Raw genomic sequence first — 21,046 nt, 5'->3', positions numbered from 1 at the left:
GCGTCCAATACTGTGAGCGGGCCGCGAATGAGGGGAGTGCTGTGGGAGTGAGGGGTGCAGTGGTCTTGGTCGCGGCCGCGCTGTTGGTTGGGGGTTGTTCCTCGACGGTCGAGGGGCATGCAGTACGAGCCGACGAGGCTGTTGGGCTATTTGACCCTTGTAGCGGCATTAGCGACAGCGCCTTGCGGTATGTCGGCGTTGATCCGGCGACTGAGGAACGCGGGATTCTTGGAGTTCAGATTCCACGATTTGAAATCTGCTCATGGGATGGGACGGGAATTTCGCTGAGCGTCTGGTCAACAGACCACACTCTCGACGAAGTCGAAGCGAACACCAACAATGCCGATGTAAGGGCTGCGAATGTTCATGGCGGCCCTGCTATCAAGTTCGGGCAGCGTGACGATGCGACCGGACAGATTTGCTCAGTAGCTTGGACGACCAATCAGGGGGTGCTGATCGTTCGGATCGCCCCAGATTTCGGTGAGACGCCGATCGACCCGTGTGGCCTCGCGTCGACGATTACCGACAAACTCTTCCCGGAGCTCCCCAGATGAATCGCTCGCTTGATGAAGGTGGTGCTACGCATGAGTTCAAATGAGGACTCCGGGGCCGAGGTTTCGTTCTCGCTGGATCCGGACACGGCGCGATTGCTAGTTACGGCATGCGGCGAATACCAAATGACGTTGGAGCATTTGTCTGTTGCTGCTGCGAAACTGAGTTGGGTTGGTGGTTTAGGGACGCTCGCATCAGGTCGAGCGCTTCAGACGAAGTTCGAGGAGAAGGCCGTCGGTGGCCACGATGCGCTCGTCGATGTGTTGGCGAGTCATATCGCGGTCGTGGAGGCAATGCAGGCTCAGTTTCAAGCCTGCATCGACAACGCATTGGATCAGGAGTCGTCGAACGTCTCGACTTTGAGGTCGGTCGACCTGCCAAATTGAGGCAGCGAAGTGTCGCTGGAGTGTCCGGGCAGCGAATGAGGGGGAGTGCTGTGGGAGTGAGGGGTGCAGTGGTCTTGGTCGCGGCCGCGCTGTTGGTTGGGGGTTGTTCGTCGACGGTCGACGGTGAGGCTTTCCCTGTCGATGTGATTGGGATGTTTGATCCGTGTGAGGTTCTCGGCAATGAGGAATTGGAGAAAGTCGGAGTCGACCCGGCAACAAAAGAGGTTGACATCGTTGACACGCATATCGATGGTTTCAACATTTGCTCGTGGAACGGTGGGTGGTACTTCTTGTCTCTGACATCGACCGATCATCCGCTCGTAGAGGTCGAACAGAATCCAGTCATGCGCGACCTTCATCGAGCCCAAATCGCCGGGCGCGAAGTCCTGATATACCAGGAACGCAATGACAAAACAGATTCTGCTTGCAACGTCGCGTTCGCGACCTCTCAATCCACCGCGATGATCCGCGTCGGCGCCAAGGTCGGTGCGGCGCGCGCCGAGACGCCGTGCACGCTGGTGGAACGAATTGCCGAGACAGTGATTCCATTGCTCCCGTGACAGCGGTCCTGATTGCAGCTACACCCTCGAACACAGGAGTCACATGTCGAATTTGTATCTTGATGCCAAAGTCGCCGGCGAGCTGATCACGGCTTGCGCTGAACTCCGCGCGCAGTTCGAGGCAGCACTGAACTCCGCCGCACTACTCGGTCAATTGACAGGGTTCGGAACCCTAGGATCCGCACAGGCACTACAGGCTAAGTTCGAGGAGAAGGCCGTCGGTGGCCACGATGCGCTCGTCGATGTGTTGGCGAGTCATATCGCGGTCGTGGAGGCAATGCAGGCTCAGTTTCAAGCCTGCATCGACAACGCATTGGATCAGGAGTCGTCGAACGTCTCGACTTTGAGGTCGATCGACCAACCGAACTGAGTCAGTGGATGTGTTGCTGCCAATCGGCCGGGACACGACCCTTAGGCCCCGGCGTCGGCTGATCTACGGGATGTGAAGTGGGCGCAGCCAATTCAGGTCCGTCGTACGCCTCGTTGGTTTCGAAGCTCCAGAACCAATCCTCACCGGGTTCGTAGCTCTGCATGAACGGATGCTTTGTCGAGGCCGCATGCTTGCTCGCGTGCTGTGACGGTGAGGAGTCGCAACACCCCACGTGACCGCATTGCGCGCATCGACGCAGGTGCACCCACCAACCGCCGCTCGCATCGCATTCAACGCATCCCGCGCCACTGGGCGGCACACTCGGATCGATCCCCGCTGGAAGTCCGTCGGTCATGGTCCACCCTCTCGCTGACTGAAGTCGGTCATTTCATCGTGCGCTTTGCCTACCGGCCGTGCAAGGGCGACTAGTCGTCGCGCGTATCCCGCGGTGGGCCCGCGATTGGCAACAAAACTCTGAACCGGGTGTTACCGGGCTCCGACGTGACCCGAAGCTCACCACGATGCTTGCCGACCACAATTCGCCACGAAATATCAAGGCCGAGACCGGTTCCCTCACCAACAGGCTTAGTCGTGAAGAAGGGTTCGAAGATCCTGTCGATGACGTCATCGGGAATCCCGGCGCCGGTGTCGCAGATCTCGATGCACACGCGGTCGCCATCGCGGCTTGTCCGAACGGTGAGTGTTCCCGATCCGTCCATGGCAGACACCGCATTGTCGATGAGGTTGGTCCACACTTGGTTGAGTTCGGCGGCGTAGGCGTCGATCGGTGGCAGCGCGAGGTCGTATTCCTTGACGACTTCGATTCCGCTTCCGATCTTTTGCCCCAACATGATCAACGTGCTGTCAAGTAGTTCGTGGACATCGATGGTCTGGAAGGGTGCGCGGTCCATCTGAGAATACTGTTTGGCTGCACCGACGAGAGTCGAAATCCTCGTTGTGGAGTCGGCGATCTCGTTCATCAGGAGTTCGGATTCGATGGTGTAATTCAGCCAGCGAATTGCGCCTTCGAGTACGGACTCGTCAACGGCTGCAGCAACATTCTCGAGCCAAGCGGTGTCGAGACCAGCCTGCACGAAGGTCGGAGCCAGATCCCAACCCTCTCGAATCGAATGATCCTCGAACCATTCACCCAACGAATCCTCTCGATCCGAGGCTTCGAGGGGAGTGAGCGTCGGCGCCTTGGCGACAACCTCTGCAACTTCCTCTTGAAGTCGCATGAGAGTGACGAGGGCATCGCGGTCGTAGGTGCCCGATGCAACCATCCCCAGTTTGTGACGCATGCCTGCGACACGCTCGCGCAAAGACGCGGTCGCTCGAACCGCTGCGGCTGCAGGGTTATTGAGCTCGTGAGTCAACCCGGCCGACAGTGATCCGAGTGCAAGGAGTCGCTCTCGCTGATCGATGATTTGCTGAGTGTTCTTCTTGCCGAAGAAAACACCTTCGAGTAGATGAACCGCCATTGGAAACCACTCGCGCATCGCGTTGCCGAACTTGTCGGCGTCCAGGACGAAAAACGTCGAAGGAGTCGTCACTCGCATCGACCCCGCGTAGACCTGCGGTACACGATCGCCGAGATACGCCGTCCAGCCTCCCGAGTAGACGCCACGCTGGGTGGTCCTGTTGATTTCGATGTCCTCGCCGCCCGACAGCTTTGACAGCACCACCTCGCCCTCGATGAGGACGTAGAAGCAGGTGGCAGGCTCACCTTCGAGGTAGACCTGACCTCGATCGATCTCGGTGATATGGCCTGCCTGGCAAAGTGATTCGAGCTGATCGTCGGTGAGCTTCTCGAACAGGAACAGGGTGCGAAGCAAGTCTGGGCTGCATTCAGGAATGGACATCGAATCTCCCTATTGTTGAGCGAGATAGCGGTGGACGAACATCACGGCCATCGCGCCCTCTCCGACGGCCGACGCGACGCGCTTGGCCGATTCGGCGTGTACGTCCCCGGCGACAAATACTCCGGGGACACTGGTTTCGAGATGATGTGGTGCGCGGTCGAGCGGCCACCCGTCCGGTGTGACGCCTTCGGACGGAAGGTCCGGGCCGGCAAGAACGAAGCCATTTCCGTCGCGGACCACCACGTCTCCGAGCCAGTCGGTCAGTGGAGCGGCACCGATGAAGATGAACAACCACTGAGCATTGACAGTGTCTTCTTCTCCGGTGGCTCTGTTACGCAGTGTGATTCGTTCGAGGTGATCGTCACCCTCAGCGCCGACTACCTCCGTGCACGTGCGCACGGTGATCTTCGGATTCTTTTCGATCTGCTGAATCAGGTAGTAGGACATCGAGGCTTCGAGCGAGTTGCCGCGAATGAGAATGGTGACGGACCTAGCTCCGCGGGAGAGATAGACCGCAGCTTGCCCTGCCGAATTGGCGCCGCCGACTATGTACACATCCTGCTCGCTGCACCGAGCGGCTTCGGTGACGGCCGATCCGTAGTAGACCCCTCGGCCGGTGTATGTATCGAGTCCCGGCGCCGAAAGCTGGCGATAGGAAACACCGGTCGCCAAGATGACCGAATGGGCGTCGACCGACGAACCGTCGTCGAAACGCACTGTGCGGGCCGAGCCGTTGATTTCCAAACCGGTGACGTCTCGCGCGGTGATGACCTCGGCGCCGAACTTGGTTGCCTGGCGCCTCGCCCGATCGGCCAACTGTGCGCCGGACACTCCGTCGGGGAAGCCGAGGTAATTCTCGATTCGTGAACTCTGGCCGGCCTGACCGCCGGTCGCCCGCCGTTCGATGAGAACCGTCCGAAGTCCCTCCGAAGCGCCGTACAGAGCAGCGCCCAGACCCGCAGGGCCGCCGCCGATGACAACGAGATCGTAAAAGTCTTCGGAGAGGGTGGTATTCAACCCGAGTTTGTCGGCGAGTTCGGCGTCAGTGGGCTCGACGAGGACATCCCCATTGGATGCGATGACGACGGGAAGCCGCAGTTCGTCGGTACCGGCAGCCGAGAGCAGTCGTTGGCCTTCCGGCTCGTCCGACATGTACCAGCGATAGGCAAGTTGGTTGCGTGCCAAGAACTCTCGAACGTCGGAGGATCGCTCGGACCAACGATGGCCGATCACCTTTGTTTCCTCGGCGGGGTGATGACTCGAGCTTGCCCAGGCATCGAGCAGCGCATCGATGACGGGGTACAGTTTCTCCTCCGGCGGATCCCAAGGCTTGAGGAGGTAGTGGTCGAGATCGACGACGTTGATGGCGTCGATCGCAGCATCAGTATCGGCGTAGGCGGTCAGTAGAACGCGCCGAGCTACGGGATACAGGTCCATTGCCTGTTCGAGGAACTCGATTCCACTCAAACCAGGCATGCGGTAATCGGCGACGATGACAGCGACTGCATCGCCGCGAAGTTTCATTTCACGCAAGGTCTCGAGAGCCTGGTCGCCGGACTCCGCACGAATGATTCGGTACTTCTCTCCGTACCGTTTGCGGAGGTCTCGAACGACGGCACGCGAAACACCAGGATCGTCGTCGACGCTGAGGATCGCTGGTTTGGCCGGGGCTTTCGGTGCGCTCACTCGGTGCCTTCCCGAAGTCGTAGTCAACCTCTCCAGTATGCGACTGCTGAGCTGAGCGTCAATCGCTGGAGATGCGCTCTGAGTGAACCAGGAATCGTGACCTGGGAATTTCAGGATTGCGGGAACCGATCGAGCCTCCGGTGCATCCAATACAGTGGGTCCACATCAACAGGGGGTGCCATGCGGGGGTCGGTGGGGGTTGGGCGACTGCTCATGGCTGGGGTGGTGGTGTGGGCTGCGGCAGGATGCAGCTCAGTCGTGGAGGGGGCGGCTGAGCCTGCATCCGGCCAAAAGGGTTTGTTCGATCCGTGCAAGGACATTCCGGACTCGGTTCTGGAGGAAGTGGGGCTTGATCCGGCTACCGAGGAAGCTGGTGCGGCGGGCGTGGAGCAGCCAGGATGGAAGATCTGTGGGTGGAGCGGGTCCTGGTATTTCTTGACCGTGTATTCATCGTCGTACACCGTCGACGATGTTCGACGGAATCCTGATTTCCGAGGGTTCGAGGAACTCACTGTCGGTGGGCGGCGTGGTATCGAGTATCAGCGCGTCGACGACGAGGACAACAATGGTTGCTACCTTGCTTTCTCGGTCGAACACGGCTCAATCTGGTTCAACGTAGAACGAAAGCTGTCTGAGGCTCGGCAAGAGTCCAGTTGTGTTGTTGTGCAGCGTCTGTCGGTCAATCTTGAACCGACGCTACCGAAATGAGGTCTCGGTGAGTGGGTCTGATCGAAGCAATGGGTCTGACGACTCGCGACTGGAAGTTGAGCCAGACATCGCACGTGATGTGGTTGCGGCATGCGAAGGGTTTCTTGGCGAACTCGATCAGATGCGCAGAAATCTGTTCGTGATTGCGAATGTTTCTGGAATGGGAACGCTCCAATCTGGAATCAACCTGGCCGAGAAGTTCTCCAAGAAAGCTAAGGATGGTGAAGATTCGTTGGAGAAGTCATTGAACAGCCACATCCAAGTGGTCACCGAGATGCGGGACTTCTTCCAGCAATGCGTCGACCGCTATGGCGAAGTCGACGACTCGAACGCCTCCGCGCTGGCTAGTGCTGAGACCCCTCGATAGACACAAAAAATCTCGCTGAGCCGATGGCATTCGACTCAGCGAGACTGGGTGACGACTAGCTGGTGGGCAGGGCCTTCAACGACTTGACGGTGGCGTCGACCGCGCGAGCAGCCTCGGCGCCCTTCTTCACGAAATGCGTGCTGAAGTAGTCGACGTGCTCGGCGTGCTCGTGGAAGTGATGCGGCGTCAAGACCACCGAGAAAACCGGAACGTCGGTGTCGAGCTGCACGCGCATCAGACCGTCGATGACAGCCGTCGCCACGAAGTCATGCCGGTAGATACCGCCGTCGACGACCAGACCTGCGGCAACGATCGCCTGGTAGCGGCCGCTCTTGGCCAACCGCCGGGCGTGCAGCGGGATCTCGAAAGCTCCCGGTACTTCGAAGAAATCAACCGTGTCCTTGGGGTAGCCGAGCTCGACGATCGCGTCGGTGAATCCGTCGCGTGCACGGTCGACGATGTTGCGATGCCACGTCGCCTGAATGAACGCGATGCGCTGTCCCTGGATCTCACTCATAACCATGAAACTAGCGCACTGGGAAGCATCGACGCGACCACCCGTCCTAGTCCTGCTGACGGGGGAAGGCGGTCGAACGACCCCATCCGGCGTCATTGGTGAGGTGCTCGAGGAGAGGCTGAATTCGATACGGAAGGGGATTGGTCAGAGCGATGGTCGTGGTCGAATGCGTGACGCCTGGAAGCGACACGATCTGCTCGGCCAACTTCTGCAGGGCCGCGTGCGTCGAGGTGGCGACGCGAACGAGCAAATCCTCGCGACCGGTCGTGGCGTGAATTTCGATCACCTCGGGCAACTCGGTCAGACTCCGAGCGACTGCGCTGATCTTGCCCTGCTCGAGTTCCAGACCGACAAATGCCTGAATCGGGATACCGACCTCGGGGAGATTGAGATTCGGCCGAAACCCGGTGAGAAGTCCGTTGGATTCCATGCGCTTCATTCGCGACTGGACGGTGTTGCGGGCGACGCCCAACGAGTTGGCCAACTCGGCCACACTCATCCTCGAGTCCTTGCTGAGCAGTCCGAGCAACTGGACGTCGAGCTTGTCGATGCTGAGCACTTTGTGAACCTCTCCTCAGTGATATGAGTCACTGGATGATCGAATTGACTAGTTCAAGAGATTTGCATTGACCAAATCGTAACTCAGGCAGAGCATTGGTTCCACGAATTGCTCAGCGGGATTCTCTTTGGGTTATTTGTCCCTAATAGTACCCAACGCCCAATTCGTCCCAATATTTCGACTGCGCCCCGTTTATCCTTCGGAAAGGTCTATCCCACAATGACTCTCACCGCCGAGCCCGTGAACTCCGTTGTTTCCCATGACGACACTGCGGGCGTGTTCGATCGCGCCGACTACCTGCGCGTTTACCCCCACGAGCAGGTGAGCTTCTTCCAGGATCCCGCGAGCGGCCTCAAGGCCATCGTCGCCATCCACTCCACGACGCTCGGTCCCGCGCTCGGCGGAACGCGCTTCTACCCGTACTCCGACGAATCCGCCGCAGTCACAGACGTTTTGCGCCTCTCGCGCGGCATGACCTACAAGGCTGCGGTTGCCGGCGTCGACCTCGGCGGCGGCAAGGCTGTCATCATCGGCGACCCCGCAACGGCCAAGACCGACGAATTGCTCGGCGCCTACGCAAAATTCGTCCAGACCCTCGGCGGCCGCTACATCACCGCTGGTGATGTCGGAACCAACTCCAACGATCTCGACATCATCGGTCGCAACACCGACTTCGTCGTCGGCCGCAACGCCACGGTCGGCGGTTCCGGCGACAGCGCTCCGATGACGGCCCTCGGCGTATTCCAGTCGATGCGCGCCGCGGCACAGTCGCATTGGGGCACTCCGTCGCTCGCAGGCAAGACTGTTGGTGTCGAGGGCACAGGCAAGGTCGGCTACGAGCTGATCAAGCTCCTCCTCGCAGACGGCGCAACCGTTCTCGCGACCGACGTCAACGCCGCAGCGCTCGACCGTGTCAAGGCTGACTTCCCGCAGGTGAGCATCGTCGACAGCATCATCGACGCCGATCTCGACGTTTACGCACCCTGCGCGATGGGCGCAACCCTCACAGACACGACCGCACGCTCGATCAAGGCCGAGGTTGTCTGCGGCGCTGCCAACAACCAGCTCACCGTCCCCGAGGTCGAGAACATCCTCCGCGACCGCGGCATCACCTGGACCCCTGACTACGTGGCGAACGGCGGCGGCCTCATCCAGGTCGCCGGCGAGCTGAAGGGCAACTCGGCCGAAGAGGTCAAGCTCAAGGTCGAGAAGATCTTCGACACGGTCACCGAGATCTTCGCGAAGTCGAAGAAGGACGGAATCCTCGCCGGCGAGGCTGCTGACGCGGTCGCCGAGGCTCGGATCGCCGAGGCAGCTCGCGTAGCCAAGGGCTGACATCCCTCTCGCAGTCATGTAGCGCGGCCGGTCCCGACTAGTGTGGACACCAGACGAGCAGATTTTGCAGATCTGGACCACATCAGCCGGTAGACCGGCCGCTATGCGTCGGACGCCGGAAGGGCTTACATGACTGAACAATTCGCTGTGTGGACCGAGAACGACGTCGAGCAATCGGCCCGTTGGGGTTCGACGAGCAACGCCCCGGTGCCCAAGCGCATCGTTGTCGCCGACGACACGATGAAGGCCGACGACGCCTATCGCTTGGCATGCGAAGGCACGGCGTTGTTGTGGCGCGGAGATTTTCAGAACGCTCGCCAACTGTCGAAGGCCGTCGCGTCGCGCATCGACCGCAAGCCGCGCCGAGCGTCCGACGACCCAGCCAAAGCCTTCCATCTCCACCGGCAGACCCAAGGACGCCGCGCGCAGATCCTCAGCATGCTGCTCATTCCCTTGGATGCAGATCTGTCGATTCCACTCCGGCGAGCCCCGGACGCGCAAGTCGCGTTGACCGAAGCTTTCGGGATTACCGGTGAGCCTTCGGTTCGCTCGTTGCGTGACATCCTCGGCGCGATCGGCGCTCACGAGTGGCACCGCAAAGGTGTTTTCATCGAGGCTCTCGACGCACGAGTGCATCCCGCCTTCGGAGTGTTCTCACCCGTCCGCGGGGAATATGTCGATCTTGTCGCGTCTGCGCCACTGCCGTCGACGGAATCGGCTTTCGACATCGGCACCGGCACCGGCGTTCTTGCTGCCGTACTGGCGCGGCGTGGAGTTCAGACGGTGACGGCCACCGACCAGGACCCCCGGGCACTGCAATGCGCTCGTAGCAACCTCTCGCGGCTTGGCTGCGGCGATCAGGTGACCGTGGTGGAAGCCGATCTCTTTCCCGAAGGCACCGCTCCGTTGGTGGTGTGCAATCCTCCCTGGATTCCGGCCAAGGCCACCTCGCCCATCGAATACGCCGTCTACGACCCCGCTGGAGCGATGCTGAAGGGCTTCCTGACTGGTGTCGCAGCGCATCTGGACGACGGGGGAGAAGCGTGGCTGATCCTCTCGGACATTGCCGAACACCTCGGTCTCCGAACGCGATCCGAACTACACGATCTGATTGCGGCCGGTGGGCTCACTGTTGTCGACCGCATGGACGTCAAACCGACGCACGCAAAGGTCAGTGACCGAACCGATGCGCTTCACGCCGCCCGGGCACGTGAAACGACGTCGCTGTGGCGGCTTCGCCGTCGCTGAATTCATTCTCAGTCAACGGTATTTTCCTGCCATGAAATGGTAATGAACGAGTAACAAATCGGGTCTAGCTTTCTTCGCAGTCGCACATCGTCACGCACTCCGGAGGAAACTCGATGGAAAACACGCTTGCCCGCAACGCAGCCGAAGACCTGACGAAAGGTCTTGGCCGACGCGGATTCATGAGGGCAGTCGCTGCCCTCGGTGCGGGCGTAGGAGTTGCCGGTGTGGCTTCGGGATGCGCGCACTCGAACGCGTCACCGGCTGGATCGTCCTCCTCTGCACTGCCGTTCGCCGATGGCATTCCGATTCTGCAACCGGGCAGCGGAAACGTCAGTGGCGATCACTATCTGAGTTCGGATCCGTCGGACGTCATGTGGGGTTATGTGCCCAACATCCACACCCGCGAGGTGATGCGGATGAAGTCGGGCCAGACCGTCACGATCGACGCCCTCTCGCACGAGGGAATTCTCGAGGATCAAGGGCGCAATCCTCTCGAATACTTCGGTAGCAAGGGTGTTTCCGAGAAGGACGTGCTCGAGGATGCGATTGCCGTTGCGGCCGAATACAACCGAACCGAACGAAACTTCGACAAGGACGGACCGCACGTCGTCACCGGCCCGGTCTTCGTCGAAGGCGCCCAGCCTGGAGACGTACTCAAGATCGAGACTCTCGAAGCCATTCCCCGCGTGCCGTACGGCGTTGTGTCGAGCAGACACGGCAAGGGCGCTCTCGCCGTCACAGCAGACGGAACCGCTCCAGCGGGAATCACTCTGGACGAAGTCATGCCGCCGGTCGCCACAGACGGGCGCGCAACAAAGGACCCGTTGAAGTACGGCGGTGTTTCCACTTTCACGGCGATCGAAGACGGCAAGGGCGTGATGCCTTTCGGACAGTCGAAGGTGCGGTTTCCCCTGCGGCCCTTCATGGGAATGATGGGAGTTGCCTATTCTGCGGATGCAGACCCGACATCCCCGTCGTCGAACTCCATTCCTCCGACCCTGGGCGGCGGAAACATCGACATCAGGCATCTCGGTGTCGGATCAACCTTCTATTTGCCGGTATTCGCTGAAGGCGCCCTCTTCTACGTCGGTGACCCCCACATGGCCATGGGTGACGGTGAGGCGGCGCTGACGGCGATGGAAGGATCGCTGCGCGGCACGTTCCGACTCAGCATGTGCAAGAAGGATTCCGGTGACGCTCCATCGGTGGCTTTCGGATACCCGTTCGCCGAGACCGAGGAGGCCTGGATTCCGATCGGCCTGTCCGACCCCAACGGTTCGGTCGATGGGCAGAACAGTGACCTCAACGGCGCCATGCGGCGCGCGGTGGTCAACGCGCTCGACTTCCTCGAGCATGATCGCGGAATGGATCGAGCGACGGCCTACGCCTATCTTTCTGCCGCAGCCGATTTCACGGTCTCGCAGGTTGTCGATCGAACCGTGGGCGTCCACGGACAGATCTTCAAATCCCACTTCGAATAGCGGGAAAAGCGATCCGTGTTGTCAGGACGGATCGTCGAAGAGGCTCTGTTGCAAGGGATCGGCAAACAAGCCCATTTGCTCAGGTTGCGGCTTTGCCGGCGTCTCGGTTCGAGAATTGGGTAGGACCACCAGTCGCAAGGCCCCTCGCAGACGGTCGACCATGAGTTCCCACCCGCCGACCTGATCCTCGTATCCCGCAGCCTCTTCGGCGTCTCCGCGACTGTGGGCGTCCACAGCCTGACTACGCAGCTGAATCTGCCATTCGTTGCTGATGTGGAGGAGCTGAAGAATCAGATCGCGATCACGACCACAGACATCGGCTACCGCGTCGAGATCCTCGGCCACGTCCAGATCGAGGTGCAGCAGGGTCTCGAGTTCGGGAGGCAGGTCCTCGGCCGTCAGATCGGGCTGCAGCGAGGAGGAGTCACCGCTCTTGCTCGCGAAGAAGAGGTCTCCGCCGACGCGTGCGGCGAACTCGTCGTCCACGGTACGCAGGAACGACGTCAGGGCGGCGCACGTATCGGTGAGTTGCTTGGGAACGAATGGCGAACCCGCCACCTCGAGGAACACCGACAGACGGTCGTCGATCAAGACGAACTTGATGCGCGACCACTTGCGGTTGAGATCGGCGATGACCTCGGCTGCACGGGTGCGGTTGCTGATGTCCTGAACGAGCGGCGAGAACAACTGCACGTCCATGGACTCGGAAAGTGGACCGACGAACATGACAGTCGAACCGACACGAATGGGTATGTCGCCGTCACTGTCTCGCTCGGGAAGAGTGCCGAGCATGGGAAGCAAAGCGAGAGTGACCAACTCCTTGAGGTGGTCGATGTCGTTGGGCATGTAGGCCGCGGTGGGGTCGAGTGTCGGAAGTTCTGTCGACTCGACGACCGACGGATCGAAATCCGGAGTCTGCTCGTTGCCGGTGAGATCGCTGGATAGAAAAGCCGGGTGGTGCACACCGAACACATCACGGAATGCAGCGACAGTCATCGCTGCGAGCTGATCGGCCCAGTTCTGCGCCTTGTCGACGCAGAAGGCGGGGGAGTTGTTCGGATCCTCCAGATTCTCGGAAGGCGGATTCCAGCCGAGTGCGATCAACTTTTGTTCGTCGGCATCTTCGAGTCGATAGCGCGGATGAAGGAAGTCGTTGGAAGGAACCTCGCAGCGGACTGTGTTCTCGTCCCACACGAGGAACTGAACGCATGGCGCTGCGCCGTCAGCTGGATCGAAGTCGCCGGTGGACGATTCCACGGCAAGAACGTCGCCGTCGACCATGATGGAAATGTGATCGCCGAGGCGACGTTGAAATTCTGCCCACGCCCGGTCGACACTGACATCGAGATCGAAGCCCATTGCGCTCATCAGCCACCTCCTTCCGCAAAAGCTCAGACCTATACGGTATCGCGAGGCTCCGACAATGCTGCTGTCCTTTTCCGGTCGACCGGATTGCAGCGGACCACGAACCGTGACGACGAGGAAGGTAGTCGCAGGTAGATCGGTTATTCGAGAGCGGCGACTGAAGTGTGCCTGTAACCGCCGTCACGCCAGGCGGTGTGCGGGCGAAAGAGCGAGGGTTATCCGGCGAGAACGGGCGAGACCTCGACGACGGGCGGCGTGGATCCGGTCGTGACAACGGGGGTGGTGCTGGTCTTGGTGGTTGTGGCCGTCGCGGTCGGTGACGAGGTCGCGGTAGCCGACGCAGTTGTGGTGGATGAGACGGGTGTTGTCGTACTGGTGGCCGTCGTAGTCGAGGTGGCGGAGTTCGTGCTTGTCGCGGTCACCACAAGCGGCTGATTACGAGGAGCAGTCGTCTCGTCGGCGATTCGCCAGGTCGGCGTCGGCGGGATGACAACCGTGGGGACTGCAACCGAGCTGTAGAACGCGGCCGGTTCGATCCCGGCGACGGACTCCACGGAAACCGACGAGACCAGAGTGGGAGGCTTCACCACAGGGCCGCCGGCACCGAATGCGCCGGCTGCTCCGCCGAAAACGAGGCCTGATGTCAGAGAAAGAGCGGCCACTGCGACAGCGCCGATCATGACTGTTCTGTCTTTCATGCACACCTGTCCTTCGGGAGCAGTACGGAAGTACTGTAGGCGAAAAGATGCCGCAATGGAGTATCAGGGTCTGCTGGGCGGGACGCGAATCTGTGTGGCGTAGAACACAAAAGGCCCTGGGTGCCGACGCGGACGTCGGCACCCAGGGCCAGGTCAAGCAGTGAATCAGGCGGGGATCGTCAGTACCTGACCGGCGTTGATGAGATCCGGGTTCGGGATGCCGTTTGCATCCGCGATGCGCTGGTACTGGTTGCCGTCACCGTAGAAACGCTCTGCGATCGCCCACAGGGTGTCGCCGCTTTCGACGGTGTAGCTCTGCGCTGCCGGAGCGGCGGGGGCAGGCTCGGGCTCGGGTGCCGGAGCGGGCTCCGGGGCAGCCTCGGCGGCCGGCGCTGCGATTGCAGTGTCCGAAGACCACAGAGCATTTCCGCCGACGGACAGAACGACGTTGCGATCGTCCTGAACCGAGAGGGAGGCACCGTCGTTGCCTGCGGTCTGCGATGCCCACACGGCGTCGGAGTCCTTGTAGATGACGAAGTTTCCGTCAGCCTGCACCTCGGCGCGGTTGGCGCCGGATCCGTTGGTGCCTGCGGCCCAAACAGCCTGTCCGCCCTCGGACAGAACCAGGTTGCCGTCGTCCTGCAAGGTGAGGGTGTATGCGCCGTTGTCGGACTTGAGTTCCTGGCCGACTCCGAGGCTCTGACCTGACTGCAGTGTGCTCACGCTGTCCCTTTCCAAATCTGTTGCGATGACTGTGCCTCCACGATTCCGCTTTACCGTCCAGTTACCTTCTGGCCGTTGGTCTCGTAGGCGACCGAGTGTACGTTACCGAAGAGTACAGAGAATTGTGCAGCGTTGACGGATTGCGTGTCGAGCGTTCGGATCTTGCTGATATTAAGGCGTTTTGGGCGAACGCGCCGCGACATCCTACGCGAAGTTGCACCGTTGCGATGCACTTTCTCTTGAACGGCAGGTGAAATCGGCGCGCTCTCAGCGCATTGTCAGTAACCGCTAGGGGTGTAGCGACTTGCGCGTCTCGTCGTGGAGAACGGCAAGCAGTTCACGCTCGACGTCGGCGAACTCGGGCGAGGTGATCATGTCCAGTTCGCGTGGCCTCGGCAAGGGAACGTCGACGACGCACCTGACCGTTGCCGGCCTCGCCGACAGAACGACCACGCGATCGGACAGATAGATCGCTTCACGAATATCGTGCGTGATCATCAGCACGGTCCACCGGTACTGCTGCCACACGTCTTGTAGCCAGGCCTGCATCTCGGTCCGAGTCAACGAGTCCAGTGCGCCGAACGGCTCGTCGAGCAGCAGGACAGGTTTGCCCTGAACAACGGTGCGCAGCATCGCCGCTCGCTGGCGCATGCCGCCGGACAGTTGTGACGGCCGGGCGTCCTCGAATCCGGACAGTCCGAACGCCGGGAACAACTCGCGAGCGCGCTCGCGTGCTTCCTTCTTGCCGACTCCCTGCACTTCCAAACCGAGGGCCGTGTTGTCCAATACCGAACGCCAAGGGAACAGAAGATCTTTCTGCGGCATGTACGCGGTATGCACCTCGGTGGCTGGTTCGGATTCCGTTGCGCGCGTGCCCACACGGACCGAACCCGCGGTCGGGGATTCGAGCCCGGCCAGGACGTTGAAGATCGTGCTCTTGCCGCAGCCGCTCGGCCCGATCACCGACACGAATTCGCCCGCGTCGGCGCCAAAGGACACCGAATCGAGCACGAGACGCGATTCTCCGGCCGTGTCGAACCTCTTGGTCAGGTCCTGGATTTCGACCATTGCATCCTCGACCATCGGGTCAGTCATGTCCGCGACCTTTCGTTCATCGCCCATGGTGCAACGATGCGCTCGATGGCGAACGTCAGCAAGTACAGCGTGACACTGATCAACGCGGTCACCAGTACGGCCGCCAACACCAGGTCGGTGCGGAAGGAGTTCTTCTGGGTGCTCATGTAGATACCCAAACCGGAAGTAGCGCCGACGTATTCGGAGAACACCGCACCCACGACCGCATACGTGATGCCGATGCGCAGGGCAGTGAAGAATCGCGGAATTGCCGAAGGAAGGCGAACGTATCGGAACTCCTGCCAGCGAGTGCTGCCCATACTGCGCAGGAGAGCGCCCGCTTCCCGATCGGCCGCGGCAAATCCCTCGATGAGTCCGATGGTCATGGGGAAGAACGTCGCAAGGGCGATCACCAACACCTTCGGCAACAGCCCGAAGCCGAACCAGATGATCATCAGCGGCGCGATGGCGATGATCGGCAGCGTCTGCGAGACGACAAAAAGTGGTACCAGCGCGCGTGACAACCACGGCGAAAAGTCCACGACCACAGCAAGAATCCAGGCCAACACCAATGAAACAGTGAAGCCGACCAACGTGACCTGCAATGTCGACCAGGCGTGGCCGGAGATGATCTCGCGGTTGTCCCACCCCTGGGACAGAACGCGCCCCGGAGACGGAAGTACTTGCGGCCGAATCCCACTGATCTCGACGTAGATCTGCCACGCCGCCACGAGGAGCACCACCACGGCGAGCGCGGGAAGCGCCCGCCGCATGGTCGAGACCAACCGTCCGCTCACGTCAGGACGCGTCGAGATACTCATTGGTGAAGTACTCCGACCAGTCCGGCTTCTGGGTCAACGGCTTCCCGTCGGGTCCGGCGAGCAATCCGTTCTCGAAGAGGAATCCCGAGTAGCCCGACCAGGTTTCGAGATTCTGGGCGCCCACAACGCCGTTGGCGTCTTTCATGTAGTCGGCGGCGAGCATCCGCTGACTCTCACGCACGAGGTCTTCGTCGGTGAATGCTCCGGGGTTCGCGTCGATGAGATCTTGCGCGGCCTGGTCCGGGTTGTCGGCAGCAGTCTGATATCCGCGTTGAACGGCTTTGACGAACTTGCGTGCCTCGTCGGGATGGTCCTTCAACCACTGCTGGTTGCCGTTGATCACGATCGAATATGCATCGGGGAAGCCGTAATCGGTGTACTGGAAGTACCGCATCGGAGTTCCGTTTCGCTCCGCTTCGAGGCCTTCCCAAGCAAAGTAGGAGACGGTGAAGTCTGCCTGGCCCGAGTACACGGCTTCGTACGCGGAAGTTCCGAGCGTGACCGTCGTGAAGTTCCCGGTCCCGCCGTCGTTGCGGATGATCTGCTGCAGCGTTTCGACTTCGCCGGGATCACCGAACCCGGCGTACGTCTTCCCGTCGAGATCACGTGGGCGCGTGATGTCCGCACGATCCGACTTCACGCCGATGCCGGTGGCGCGGTGCTGAAGTGGCGCGATGACGGACGTCGTGGCGGCGCCGGCTGCACGGGCGAACGTGGCCTGACTCTGTGTGCTGATGCCGAACTCGGCATTGCCGGCATCGACCAGGGTGTCGGGCGAGGTGTTGTTGTAGGGCAGGATCGAGACGTCCAGGCCGGCGTCCTCGAAGTAGCCCTCTTGGAGTGCTACGTACAAACCGGTGTGGTTCGTGTTCGGTGTCCAGTCGAGTGCGAACCGAATGGTCCCGTCGGAAGAGCCGGTGTCAGAGGCGCATCCGGTCAGAACTGTGAACGCGGCTGCGATCGCGGCAGACGTGGCAAGCGTGCGGCGCAGCGCCGCAAACGACATCACGACGCCGGCCAAGGCTGCTGGTGGAGTGCGGAATCCCAGAACATCAGCTCATAGCGGCTGGCGATGCGGAATGCTTCACTCATCGCCTCACGCTCTGTCTCGGTGGCAGCTTCGGCCGCAGCATCGACCAGTACGCGGGCCTGCGCCACCGACTCGTGGAATTCGGGTGCGTCGTAGGTCGTGACCCACTGTGCGTACGGATGCGACGGATCGGCGTCGAGTACCTCGCGCGCTGAAGCGGCAAGATCGCGGCCGACCTCGGCGTAGATCCAGAAGCAGGGGAGTACTGCCGCTGCGGAGACCGGGTAAGGCGCAGTGGCTGCAGTCGCCGTCAGATACGAGACGTATCCCAGGCAGGCCTGCGAATGCTCGAGCCTTCCCGATCCCGCTGGAAGAATTCCACCGGTGAGAAGTCCGTCGTGAAGCGCAGATTCCACTGTCGCTGCCGTGGACGCGGAATTCGACCAGAAGCCCGCGGACTGCGGATCCGGGGCATGGGCCGCGACCAGGGACAACGCTTTCGAATACCCCTCGAGATAAAGCTTGTCCTGCTCGATGTACGTGCGGAACGCGTCGAGAGGCAATGTTCCGTCGCCGAGGCGGCGGAGGAACTCCAGTGAGTCGATCGACTCGCGGAGGGCCTTCGTCTCGGCCCAGAGTCGATCTGTGAACCGATCCGTCGACGGCGCTGTGGCCACCGAGTTTTCGGCAGAATTGTATGCAGGCTGCGTAGTAGCCATGACATCCCTTCGTCAGCATTACCTGATCAGGTTCCCGGGTGTGTTCTCAGCCCCGCCCATGCGGAGCACCCCGTGTCAGAACTAGGCGACCTTAACACCAAGGGGTTGCGTACTCGGCGCACACCCGTCCGAGATTGGTAGGTTTGGTCTTGATTGCCACACGCGCGGGTCGGGAGGGGATTCAGACATGGAGACCGACGTTCGACCAAATCTCGGCGAGGACGGAACTCTGGTGATCCGGGCGCGAGGCGGAGAAGCCCGCGGGTATCCGGATGGCGGTGTATTCGCGTGGAAGGGCATGCCCTACGCAGCGGCGCCGGTGGGTGAGCGGAGGTTCCGAGCGCCGCAACCCGCACAGCCGTGGGACGGGGTGCGCGACTGTCGTGAGTTCGGGCCGATCGCGCCGCAAGGCCAGAGTCCGGCGGTTCCGATCGATCGGGCCTTCAAAATCGACGAGGACTGCCTGTCGATCAACGTCTGGGCCCCGCGACCCGACGGCACGCCGCGACCGGTGATGGTGTGGATTCACGGCGGCGCCTACTGCCTCGGGTCCGCCGCCCAAACGATCTACGACGGCCGTCATCTGGCTGAAACCGGTGACGTCGTTCTCGTCTCCTTCAACTATCGCGTCGGCGCACTCGGATTCCTGGACCTGTCTGCATTCTCCACCGCGGATACTGTTTTCGAGTCGAACTGTGGTCTGCGAGACCAGATTGCGGCACTCGAATGGGTTCGAGACAACATCGACGCCTTCGGTGGTGACCCGAGTGCGGTGACCGTGTTCGGGGAGTCCTCCGGCGCAGGATCCATCACGACGCTCATGACCTGTCCGAGCGCCGAAGGTCTGTTCCATCGTGCGATTGCCCAGAGTCCGCCCGCGACCTCCGTCTACGGGGCCGAGCGCGCCAAGACCGTTGCAGAGCGGTTTCTCGAACTGCTCTCGATCGACCCCGAAGACGCAGGCGATCTGTTGACCACAGATCTGGAACTGCTCGTCAAGGCAAGCGATGATTTGGTCAACGAAATTCCGACCCGGATTCCGGGAACTTTGGCGATGGCACCCGTTGTCGATCGCGATCTGGTGCCGCACTACCCGGTTGCGGCTTTCCAGAAGGGTTACGCGCACCGAATCCCACTGATCATCGGTTCCAACAAGGACGAGGCGTCGATCTTCAAGTTCATGAAGTCTCCGCTGATGCCGGTGAGTGCGCAGTCCGTCGAGGCAATGCTCCAATTACTGGCCGACGATCACCCCGACATCTCGGCGACCAAACTTGCCGAGATCATGTCGGCTTACCCTGACCATGCGAAACCGAGTGGCGCGCTGGCACTGTCACGGGACGCTGCGTTTCGCATGCCGACCCTCTGGATCGCAGACGCGCACTGCAGGCATTCCCCTACATGGGTCTACCGCTTCGATCACGCGACGCCGATGCTCAAGGCGGCGCGGATCGGCGCGGGCCACGCGACCGAATTACCTTATGTATTCGGCAATTTCGGAACCCTGAACGTCGACCCCACGTTCTGGCTCGGCGGTCGGAAGGCCGCGATGGAGGTGGCCGGCCGTATCCAACGGCGATGGTTGGCCTTCGCCAGGCATGCAGTGCCGGCGGCCCTCGACGGCTCGAAGCACTGGGCGCCGTACGAGGAAGAGAAGCGGTCGACGCTGTTGATCGACTCCGCCGACACCCTCGTCAGCGACCCCGATCACGGACTGCGCGTCGCCTGGGGCAACGACGTGATGGGGTTCAACTGACGTCGGTCGAGTGCCGCGGACGATCGAGTTCGCGAAGCACCGGTAGGGAGGCACATACTGCGGCGATCAGGATGATCGGAATCGACAGGGCCACAAAGGTCGACGCGAGTCCGAGTTGATCGAGCAGCGGGCCGACCGCGAGGTAGCCGAGCGGGCCTGCGGCGTAGGCCGTCGACGTCATGACACCGACGACGCGTCCACGCATGTGCTCCGGGCTGTGCGTCTGCATGGCGTAGTTGGCGATCGGGCCGACTGGTCCGTAGACGAGGCCCTGCAGTCCGGCAAGTACGAGGATCACCCACAGCGGAGGTAGGAGCGCCATGGCCAGCATCGCTATGCCGAGAACGGCGACGGCAAAAATCATGATCAGCCGCCGGGACATGATCGGCGCCAGTGGGGCGTAGGCGAGAGAGCCGATGATGCCGCCGATCGCCAAGGCCATCAACACCGATCCGAGTTGGGCCGGTTGATCCAACTCTGTGAAGTACACCGGGAACACGACACTCTCCACAGGCATGTAGAGCGCGACGACTGCCATGTCGATCAGCGCCAGGGTGCGCAGCAGTTTGTTTGTCCAGACGAACCGAAGACCGTCGAGTGTGCCGTGCCAGATCGATTTCGGACGGTGTTCGTGTTCGGGCACTCCGGCGCCGGGAAGCCGGATGAAGGCGACCACGACTATCGAGAACACAAAACCTGCCGCCGTGACCCAGAGCGTGTTCACCGCTCCGATCGTTGCGATGAGGACACCGCCGATGCCAGGGCCGATCAGATACGCGACGTTGAAGTTGGCCTCGTACACACTGTTGGTTCGATCGAGCTTCCACTTGGCGGTCCGAGTCGCTGCAGGCAGCATGGACTCCCTCGCCGCCATTCCGGCGGGGTCGAACACGGCGCCGAGTGCGGCCAACGCCGCGATCACCGGGATCGTCAAGCCCGCGGTGGCCGCGATGATCGGAATCGCTGCAACGGACATCGCAGAGAGAGCGTCGGAAATCATCGACGTTCGACGGCGTCCGAACTTGTCGACGAATGTCCCCGAAAACAGGCTCGACACGAGTAGCGGAATGGCTGCTGCGCCGGCAACTATCGCCGCGTCGGTAGCCTTACCGGTTCGTTCGAGAACCAGCCAGGGGAGCACGACGATGGCGATACCGTTGCCGATCGACGAGAACAGCGTCGCGAGATTGACCAGTACGAGAGGGAGATAGCTGGGGATAGCTACGTCC

Annotated in this window: 23 protein-coding genes and 1 riboswitch; of the genes, 10 read left to right on the top strand and 13 right to left on the bottom strand. The window is 61.2% G+C overall.

The annotated features are described in order from the left end of the window. Positions 1-59: 59 nt before the first annotated feature. The 4 genes from V3587_RS26575 (at position 60) to V3587_RS26560 (ending at position 1,868) form a co-directional block, all read left to right on the top strand. Complete coding sequence (locus V3587_RS26575) at positions 60-554, top strand: DUF3558 domain-containing protein (RefSeq protein WP_065455820.1); 495 nt, start codon at positions 60-62, stop codon at positions 552-554. Positions 555-566: 12 nt separating this feature from the next. Beyond that, positions 567-938, top strand: a complete 372-nt coding sequence (locus tag V3587_RS26570) for a hypothetical protein (protein ID WP_283377531.1) — start codon at positions 567-569, stop codon at positions 936-938. Between the two features lie 68 nt (positions 939-1,006). Then, positions 1,007-1,498 (top strand): DUF3558 domain-containing protein, encoded by a 492-nt coding sequence (locus tag V3587_RS26565; RefSeq protein WP_257216585.1) that lies wholly within the window; start codon positions 1,007-1,009, stop codon positions 1,496-1,498. 43 nt (positions 1,499-1,541) lie between these two features. After that, complete coding sequence (locus tag V3587_RS26560) at positions 1,542-1,868, top strand: hypothetical protein (protein ID WP_054827361.1); 327 nt, start codon at positions 1,542-1,544, stop codon at positions 1,866-1,868. 1 nt (position 1,869) lies between these two features. On the opposite strand, the gene V3587_RS26555 is transcribed toward V3587_RS26560, so the two are convergent. From V3587_RS26555 to V3587_RS26545, 3 genes are all read right to left on the bottom strand, one after another. Then, the gene (locus V3587_RS26555; protein WP_003941317.1) at positions 1,870-2,223 is read right to left on the bottom strand and encodes a UBP-type zinc finger domain-containing protein; all 354 of its coding nucleotides are present in this window, start codon (positions 2,221-2,223) and stop codon (positions 1,870-1,872) included. A gap of 70 nt (positions 2,224-2,293) precedes the next feature. Next, positions 2,294-3,730, bottom strand: coding sequence for an ATP-binding protein (locus V3587_RS26550; RefSeq protein ID WP_003941311.1), 1,437 nt, complete (start codon positions 3,728-3,730; stop codon positions 2,294-2,296). Between the two features lie 9 nt (positions 3,731-3,739). Then, on the bottom strand, positions 3,740-5,416 hold the full coding sequence (locus V3587_RS26545) for an FAD-dependent oxidoreductase (protein WP_283377522.1): 1,677 nt from the start codon (positions 5,414-5,416) through the stop codon (positions 3,740-3,742). Positions 5,417-5,596: 180 nt separating this feature from the next. On the opposite strand from V3587_RS26545, the gene V3587_RS26540 reads away from it, so the two are divergent. Both V3587_RS26540 and V3587_RS26535 read left to right on the top strand, forming a co-directional pair. Next, positions 5,597-6,124 carry a DUF3558 domain-containing protein gene (locus V3587_RS26540; RefSeq protein WP_283383829.1) on the top strand — a complete coding sequence of 176 codons (528 nt, stop codon included), beginning with the start codon at positions 5,597-5,599 and terminating at the stop codon, positions 6,122-6,124. A gap of 7 nt (positions 6,125-6,131) precedes the next feature. Continuing rightward, on the top strand, positions 6,132-6,491 hold the full coding sequence (locus V3587_RS26535) for a hypothetical protein (protein ID WP_283377521.1): 360 nt from the start codon (positions 6,132-6,134) through the stop codon (positions 6,489-6,491). A gap of 55 nt (positions 6,492-6,546) precedes the next feature. On the opposite strand, the gene V3587_RS26530 is transcribed toward V3587_RS26535, so the two are convergent. Both V3587_RS26530 and V3587_RS26525 read right to left on the bottom strand, forming a co-directional pair. Then, positions 6,547-7,008: a 6,7-dimethyl-8-ribityllumazine synthase gene (locus tag V3587_RS26530; protein WP_050655365.1), complete on the bottom strand. Its 462-nt coding sequence runs from the start codon at positions 7,006-7,008 to the stop codon at positions 6,547-6,549. A 46-nt stretch (positions 7,009-7,054) separates the two neighbouring features. After that, on the bottom strand, positions 7,055-7,567 hold the full coding sequence (locus V3587_RS26525) for an Lrp/AsnC family transcriptional regulator (RefSeq protein ID WP_003941343.1): 513 nt from the start codon (positions 7,565-7,567) through the stop codon (positions 7,055-7,057). Positions 7,568-7,786: 219 nt separating this feature from the next. Between V3587_RS26525 and V3587_RS26520 the strand changes: the two genes are divergently transcribed. The 3 genes from V3587_RS26520 to V3587_RS26510 all read left to right on the top strand — a co-directional run bounded on the left by V3587_RS26520 (position 7,787) and on the right by V3587_RS26510 (position 11,631). Beyond that, positions 7,787-8,902 (top strand): Glu/Leu/Phe/Val family dehydrogenase, encoded by a 1,116-nt coding sequence (locus V3587_RS26520; protein ID WP_283377520.1) that lies wholly within the window; start codon positions 7,787-7,789, stop codon positions 8,900-8,902. 129 nt (positions 8,903-9,031) lie between these two features. Next, positions 9,032-10,150: a class I SAM-dependent methyltransferase gene (locus V3587_RS26515; protein ID WP_283377519.1), complete on the top strand. Its 1,119-nt coding sequence runs from the start codon at positions 9,032-9,034 to the stop codon at positions 10,148-10,150. A gap of 113 nt (positions 10,151-10,263) precedes the next feature. Beyond that, complete coding sequence (locus V3587_RS26510; protein ID WP_283377518.1) at positions 10,264-11,631, top strand: acetamidase/formamidase family protein; 1,368 nt, start codon at positions 10,264-10,266, stop codon at positions 11,629-11,631. Positions 11,632-11,652: 21 nt separating this feature from the next. Here the strand turns inward: V3587_RS26510 and V3587_RS26505 are convergent, their stop codons facing one another. The 7 genes from V3587_RS26505 to V3587_RS26475 all read right to left on the bottom strand — a co-directional run bounded on the left by V3587_RS26505 (position 11,653) and on the right by V3587_RS26475 (position 18,061). Then, complete coding sequence (locus tag V3587_RS26505) at positions 11,653-12,999, bottom strand: T3SS (YopN, CesT) and YbjN peptide-binding chaperone 1 (RefSeq protein ID WP_007726081.1); 1,347 nt, start codon at positions 12,997-12,999, stop codon at positions 11,653-11,655. 212 nt (positions 13,000-13,211) lie between these two features. Beyond that, positions 13,212-13,694 carry a hypothetical protein gene (locus V3587_RS26500; protein ID WP_283377517.1) on the bottom strand — a complete coding sequence of 161 codons (483 nt, stop codon included), beginning with the start codon at positions 13,692-13,694 and terminating at the stop codon, positions 13,212-13,214. A gap of 165 nt (positions 13,695-13,859) precedes the next feature. Continuing rightward, on the bottom strand, positions 13,860-14,417 hold the full coding sequence (locus V3587_RS26495) for a LysM peptidoglycan-binding domain-containing protein (protein ID WP_030536825.1): 558 nt from the start codon (positions 14,415-14,417) through the stop codon (positions 13,860-13,862). A gap of 288 nt (positions 14,418-14,705) precedes the next feature. Continuing rightward, positions 14,706-15,500, bottom strand: coding sequence for an ABC transporter ATP-binding protein (locus V3587_RS26490; RefSeq protein WP_030536826.1), 795 nt, complete (start codon positions 15,498-15,500; stop codon positions 14,706-14,708). 8 nt (positions 15,501-15,508) lie between these two features. After that, positions 15,509-16,312, bottom strand: coding sequence for an ABC transporter permease (locus tag V3587_RS26485; RefSeq protein WP_003941393.1), 804 nt, complete (start codon positions 16,310-16,312; stop codon positions 15,509-15,511). Continuing rightward, positions 16,290-17,318: an ABC transporter substrate-binding protein gene (locus V3587_RS26480; RefSeq protein ID WP_283377516.1), complete on the bottom strand. Its 1,029-nt coding sequence runs from the start codon at positions 17,316-17,318 to the stop codon at positions 16,290-16,292. The genes V3587_RS26485 and V3587_RS26480 overlap by 23 nt, the downstream gene beginning before the upstream one ends. Then, entirely contained in the window at positions 17,318-18,061 is a 744-nt protein-coding gene (locus V3587_RS26475; protein ID WP_007726090.1) for a TenA family protein, read from the bottom strand. Before V3587_RS26475 ends, V3587_RS26480 begins: the two co-directional genes overlap by 1 nt. Continuing rightward, a riboswitch (TPP riboswitch) is annotated at positions 18,049-18,144 on the bottom strand. It overlaps the preceding gene by 13 nt. Before the next feature lie 104 nt (positions 18,145-18,248). Here V3587_RS26475 and V3587_RS26470 point away from each other — a divergent pair. Then, positions 18,249-19,817: a carboxylesterase/lipase family protein gene (locus tag V3587_RS26470; protein ID WP_007726092.1), complete on the top strand. Its 1,569-nt coding sequence runs from the start codon at positions 18,249-18,251 to the stop codon at positions 19,815-19,817. On the opposite strand, the gene V3587_RS26465 is transcribed toward V3587_RS26470, so the two are convergent. Next, entirely contained in the window at positions 19,810-21,036 is a 1,227-nt protein-coding gene (locus V3587_RS26465) for an MFS transporter (protein WP_283377530.1), read from the bottom strand. The genes V3587_RS26470 and V3587_RS26465 overlap by 8 nt on opposite strands. Positions 21,037-21,046 lie beyond the last annotated feature (10 nt).

The organism is Rhodococcus sp. IEGM 1306, from assembly GCF_036541985.1.
In the GTDB taxonomy this organism is placed as follows: domain Bacteria; phylum Actinomycetota; class Actinomycetes; order Mycobacteriales; family Mycobacteriaceae; genus Rhodococcus_F; species Rhodococcus_F qingshengii.
Note: the sequence above shows the minus strand (reverse complement) of the source record. Positions and strands in the feature narration are given on the sequence as shown.

Excerpts from the sequence above, each read along its gene's own strand:
- V3587_RS26540 (WP_283383829.1), top strand. The coding sequence starts at position 5,597 with ATGCGGGGGTCGGTGGGGGTTGGGCGACTGCTCATGGCTGGGGTGGTG.
- V3587_RS26500 (WP_283377517.1), bottom strand. The coding sequence starts at position 13,694 with ATGAAAGACAGAACAGTCATGATCGGCGCTGTCGCAGTGGCCGCTCTT.
- V3587_RS26475 (WP_007726090.1), bottom strand. The coding sequence starts at position 18,061 with ATGGCTACTACGCAGCCTGCATACAATTCTGCCGAAAACTCGGTGGCC.
- V3587_RS26530 (WP_050655365.1), bottom strand. The coding sequence starts at position 7,008 with ATGAGTGAGATCCAGGGACAGCGCATCGCGTTCATTCAGGCGACGTGG.
- V3587_RS26560 (WP_054827361.1), top strand. The coding sequence starts at position 1,542 with ATGTCGAATTTGTATCTTGATGCCAAAGTCGCCGGCGAGCTGATCACG.
- V3587_RS26480 (WP_283377516.1), bottom strand. The coding sequence starts at position 17,318 with ATGTCGTTTGCGGCGCTGCGCCGCACGCTTGCCACGTCTGCCGCGATC.
- V3587_RS26485 (WP_003941393.1), bottom strand. The coding sequence starts at position 16,312 with ATGAGTATCTCGACGCGTCCTGACGTGAGCGGACGGTTGGTCTCGACC.
- V3587_RS26490 (WP_030536826.1), bottom strand. The coding sequence starts at position 15,500 with ATGGTCGAGGATGCAATGGTCGAAATCCAGGACCTGACCAAGAGGTTC.
- V3587_RS26515 (WP_283377519.1), top strand. The coding sequence starts at position 9,032 with ATGACTGAACAATTCGCTGTGTGGACCGAGAACGACGTCGAGCAATCG.
- V3587_RS26510 (WP_283377518.1), top strand. The coding sequence starts at position 10,264 with ATGGAAAACACGCTTGCCCGCAACGCAGCCGAAGACCTGACGAAAGGT.
- V3587_RS26505 (WP_007726081.1), bottom strand. The coding sequence starts at position 12,999 with ATGAGCGCAATGGGCTTCGATCTCGATGTCAGTGTCGACCGGGCGTGG.
- V3587_RS26570 (WP_283377531.1), top strand. The coding sequence starts at position 567 with ATGAAGGTGGTGCTACGCATGAGTTCAAATGAGGACTCCGGGGCCGAG.
- V3587_RS26555 (WP_003941317.1), bottom strand. The coding sequence starts at position 2,223 with ATGACCGACGGACTTCCAGCGGGGATCGATCCGAGTGTGCCGCCCAGT.
- V3587_RS26520 (WP_283377520.1), top strand. The coding sequence starts at position 7,787 with ATGACTCTCACCGCCGAGCCCGTGAACTCCGTTGTTTCCCATGACGAC.
- V3587_RS26550 (WP_003941311.1), bottom strand. The coding sequence starts at position 3,730 with ATGTCCATTCCTGAATGCAGCCCAGACTTGCTTCGCACCCTGTTCCTG.
- V3587_RS26470 (WP_007726092.1), top strand. The coding sequence starts at position 18,249 with ATGGAGACCGACGTTCGACCAAATCTCGGCGAGGACGGAACTCTGGTG.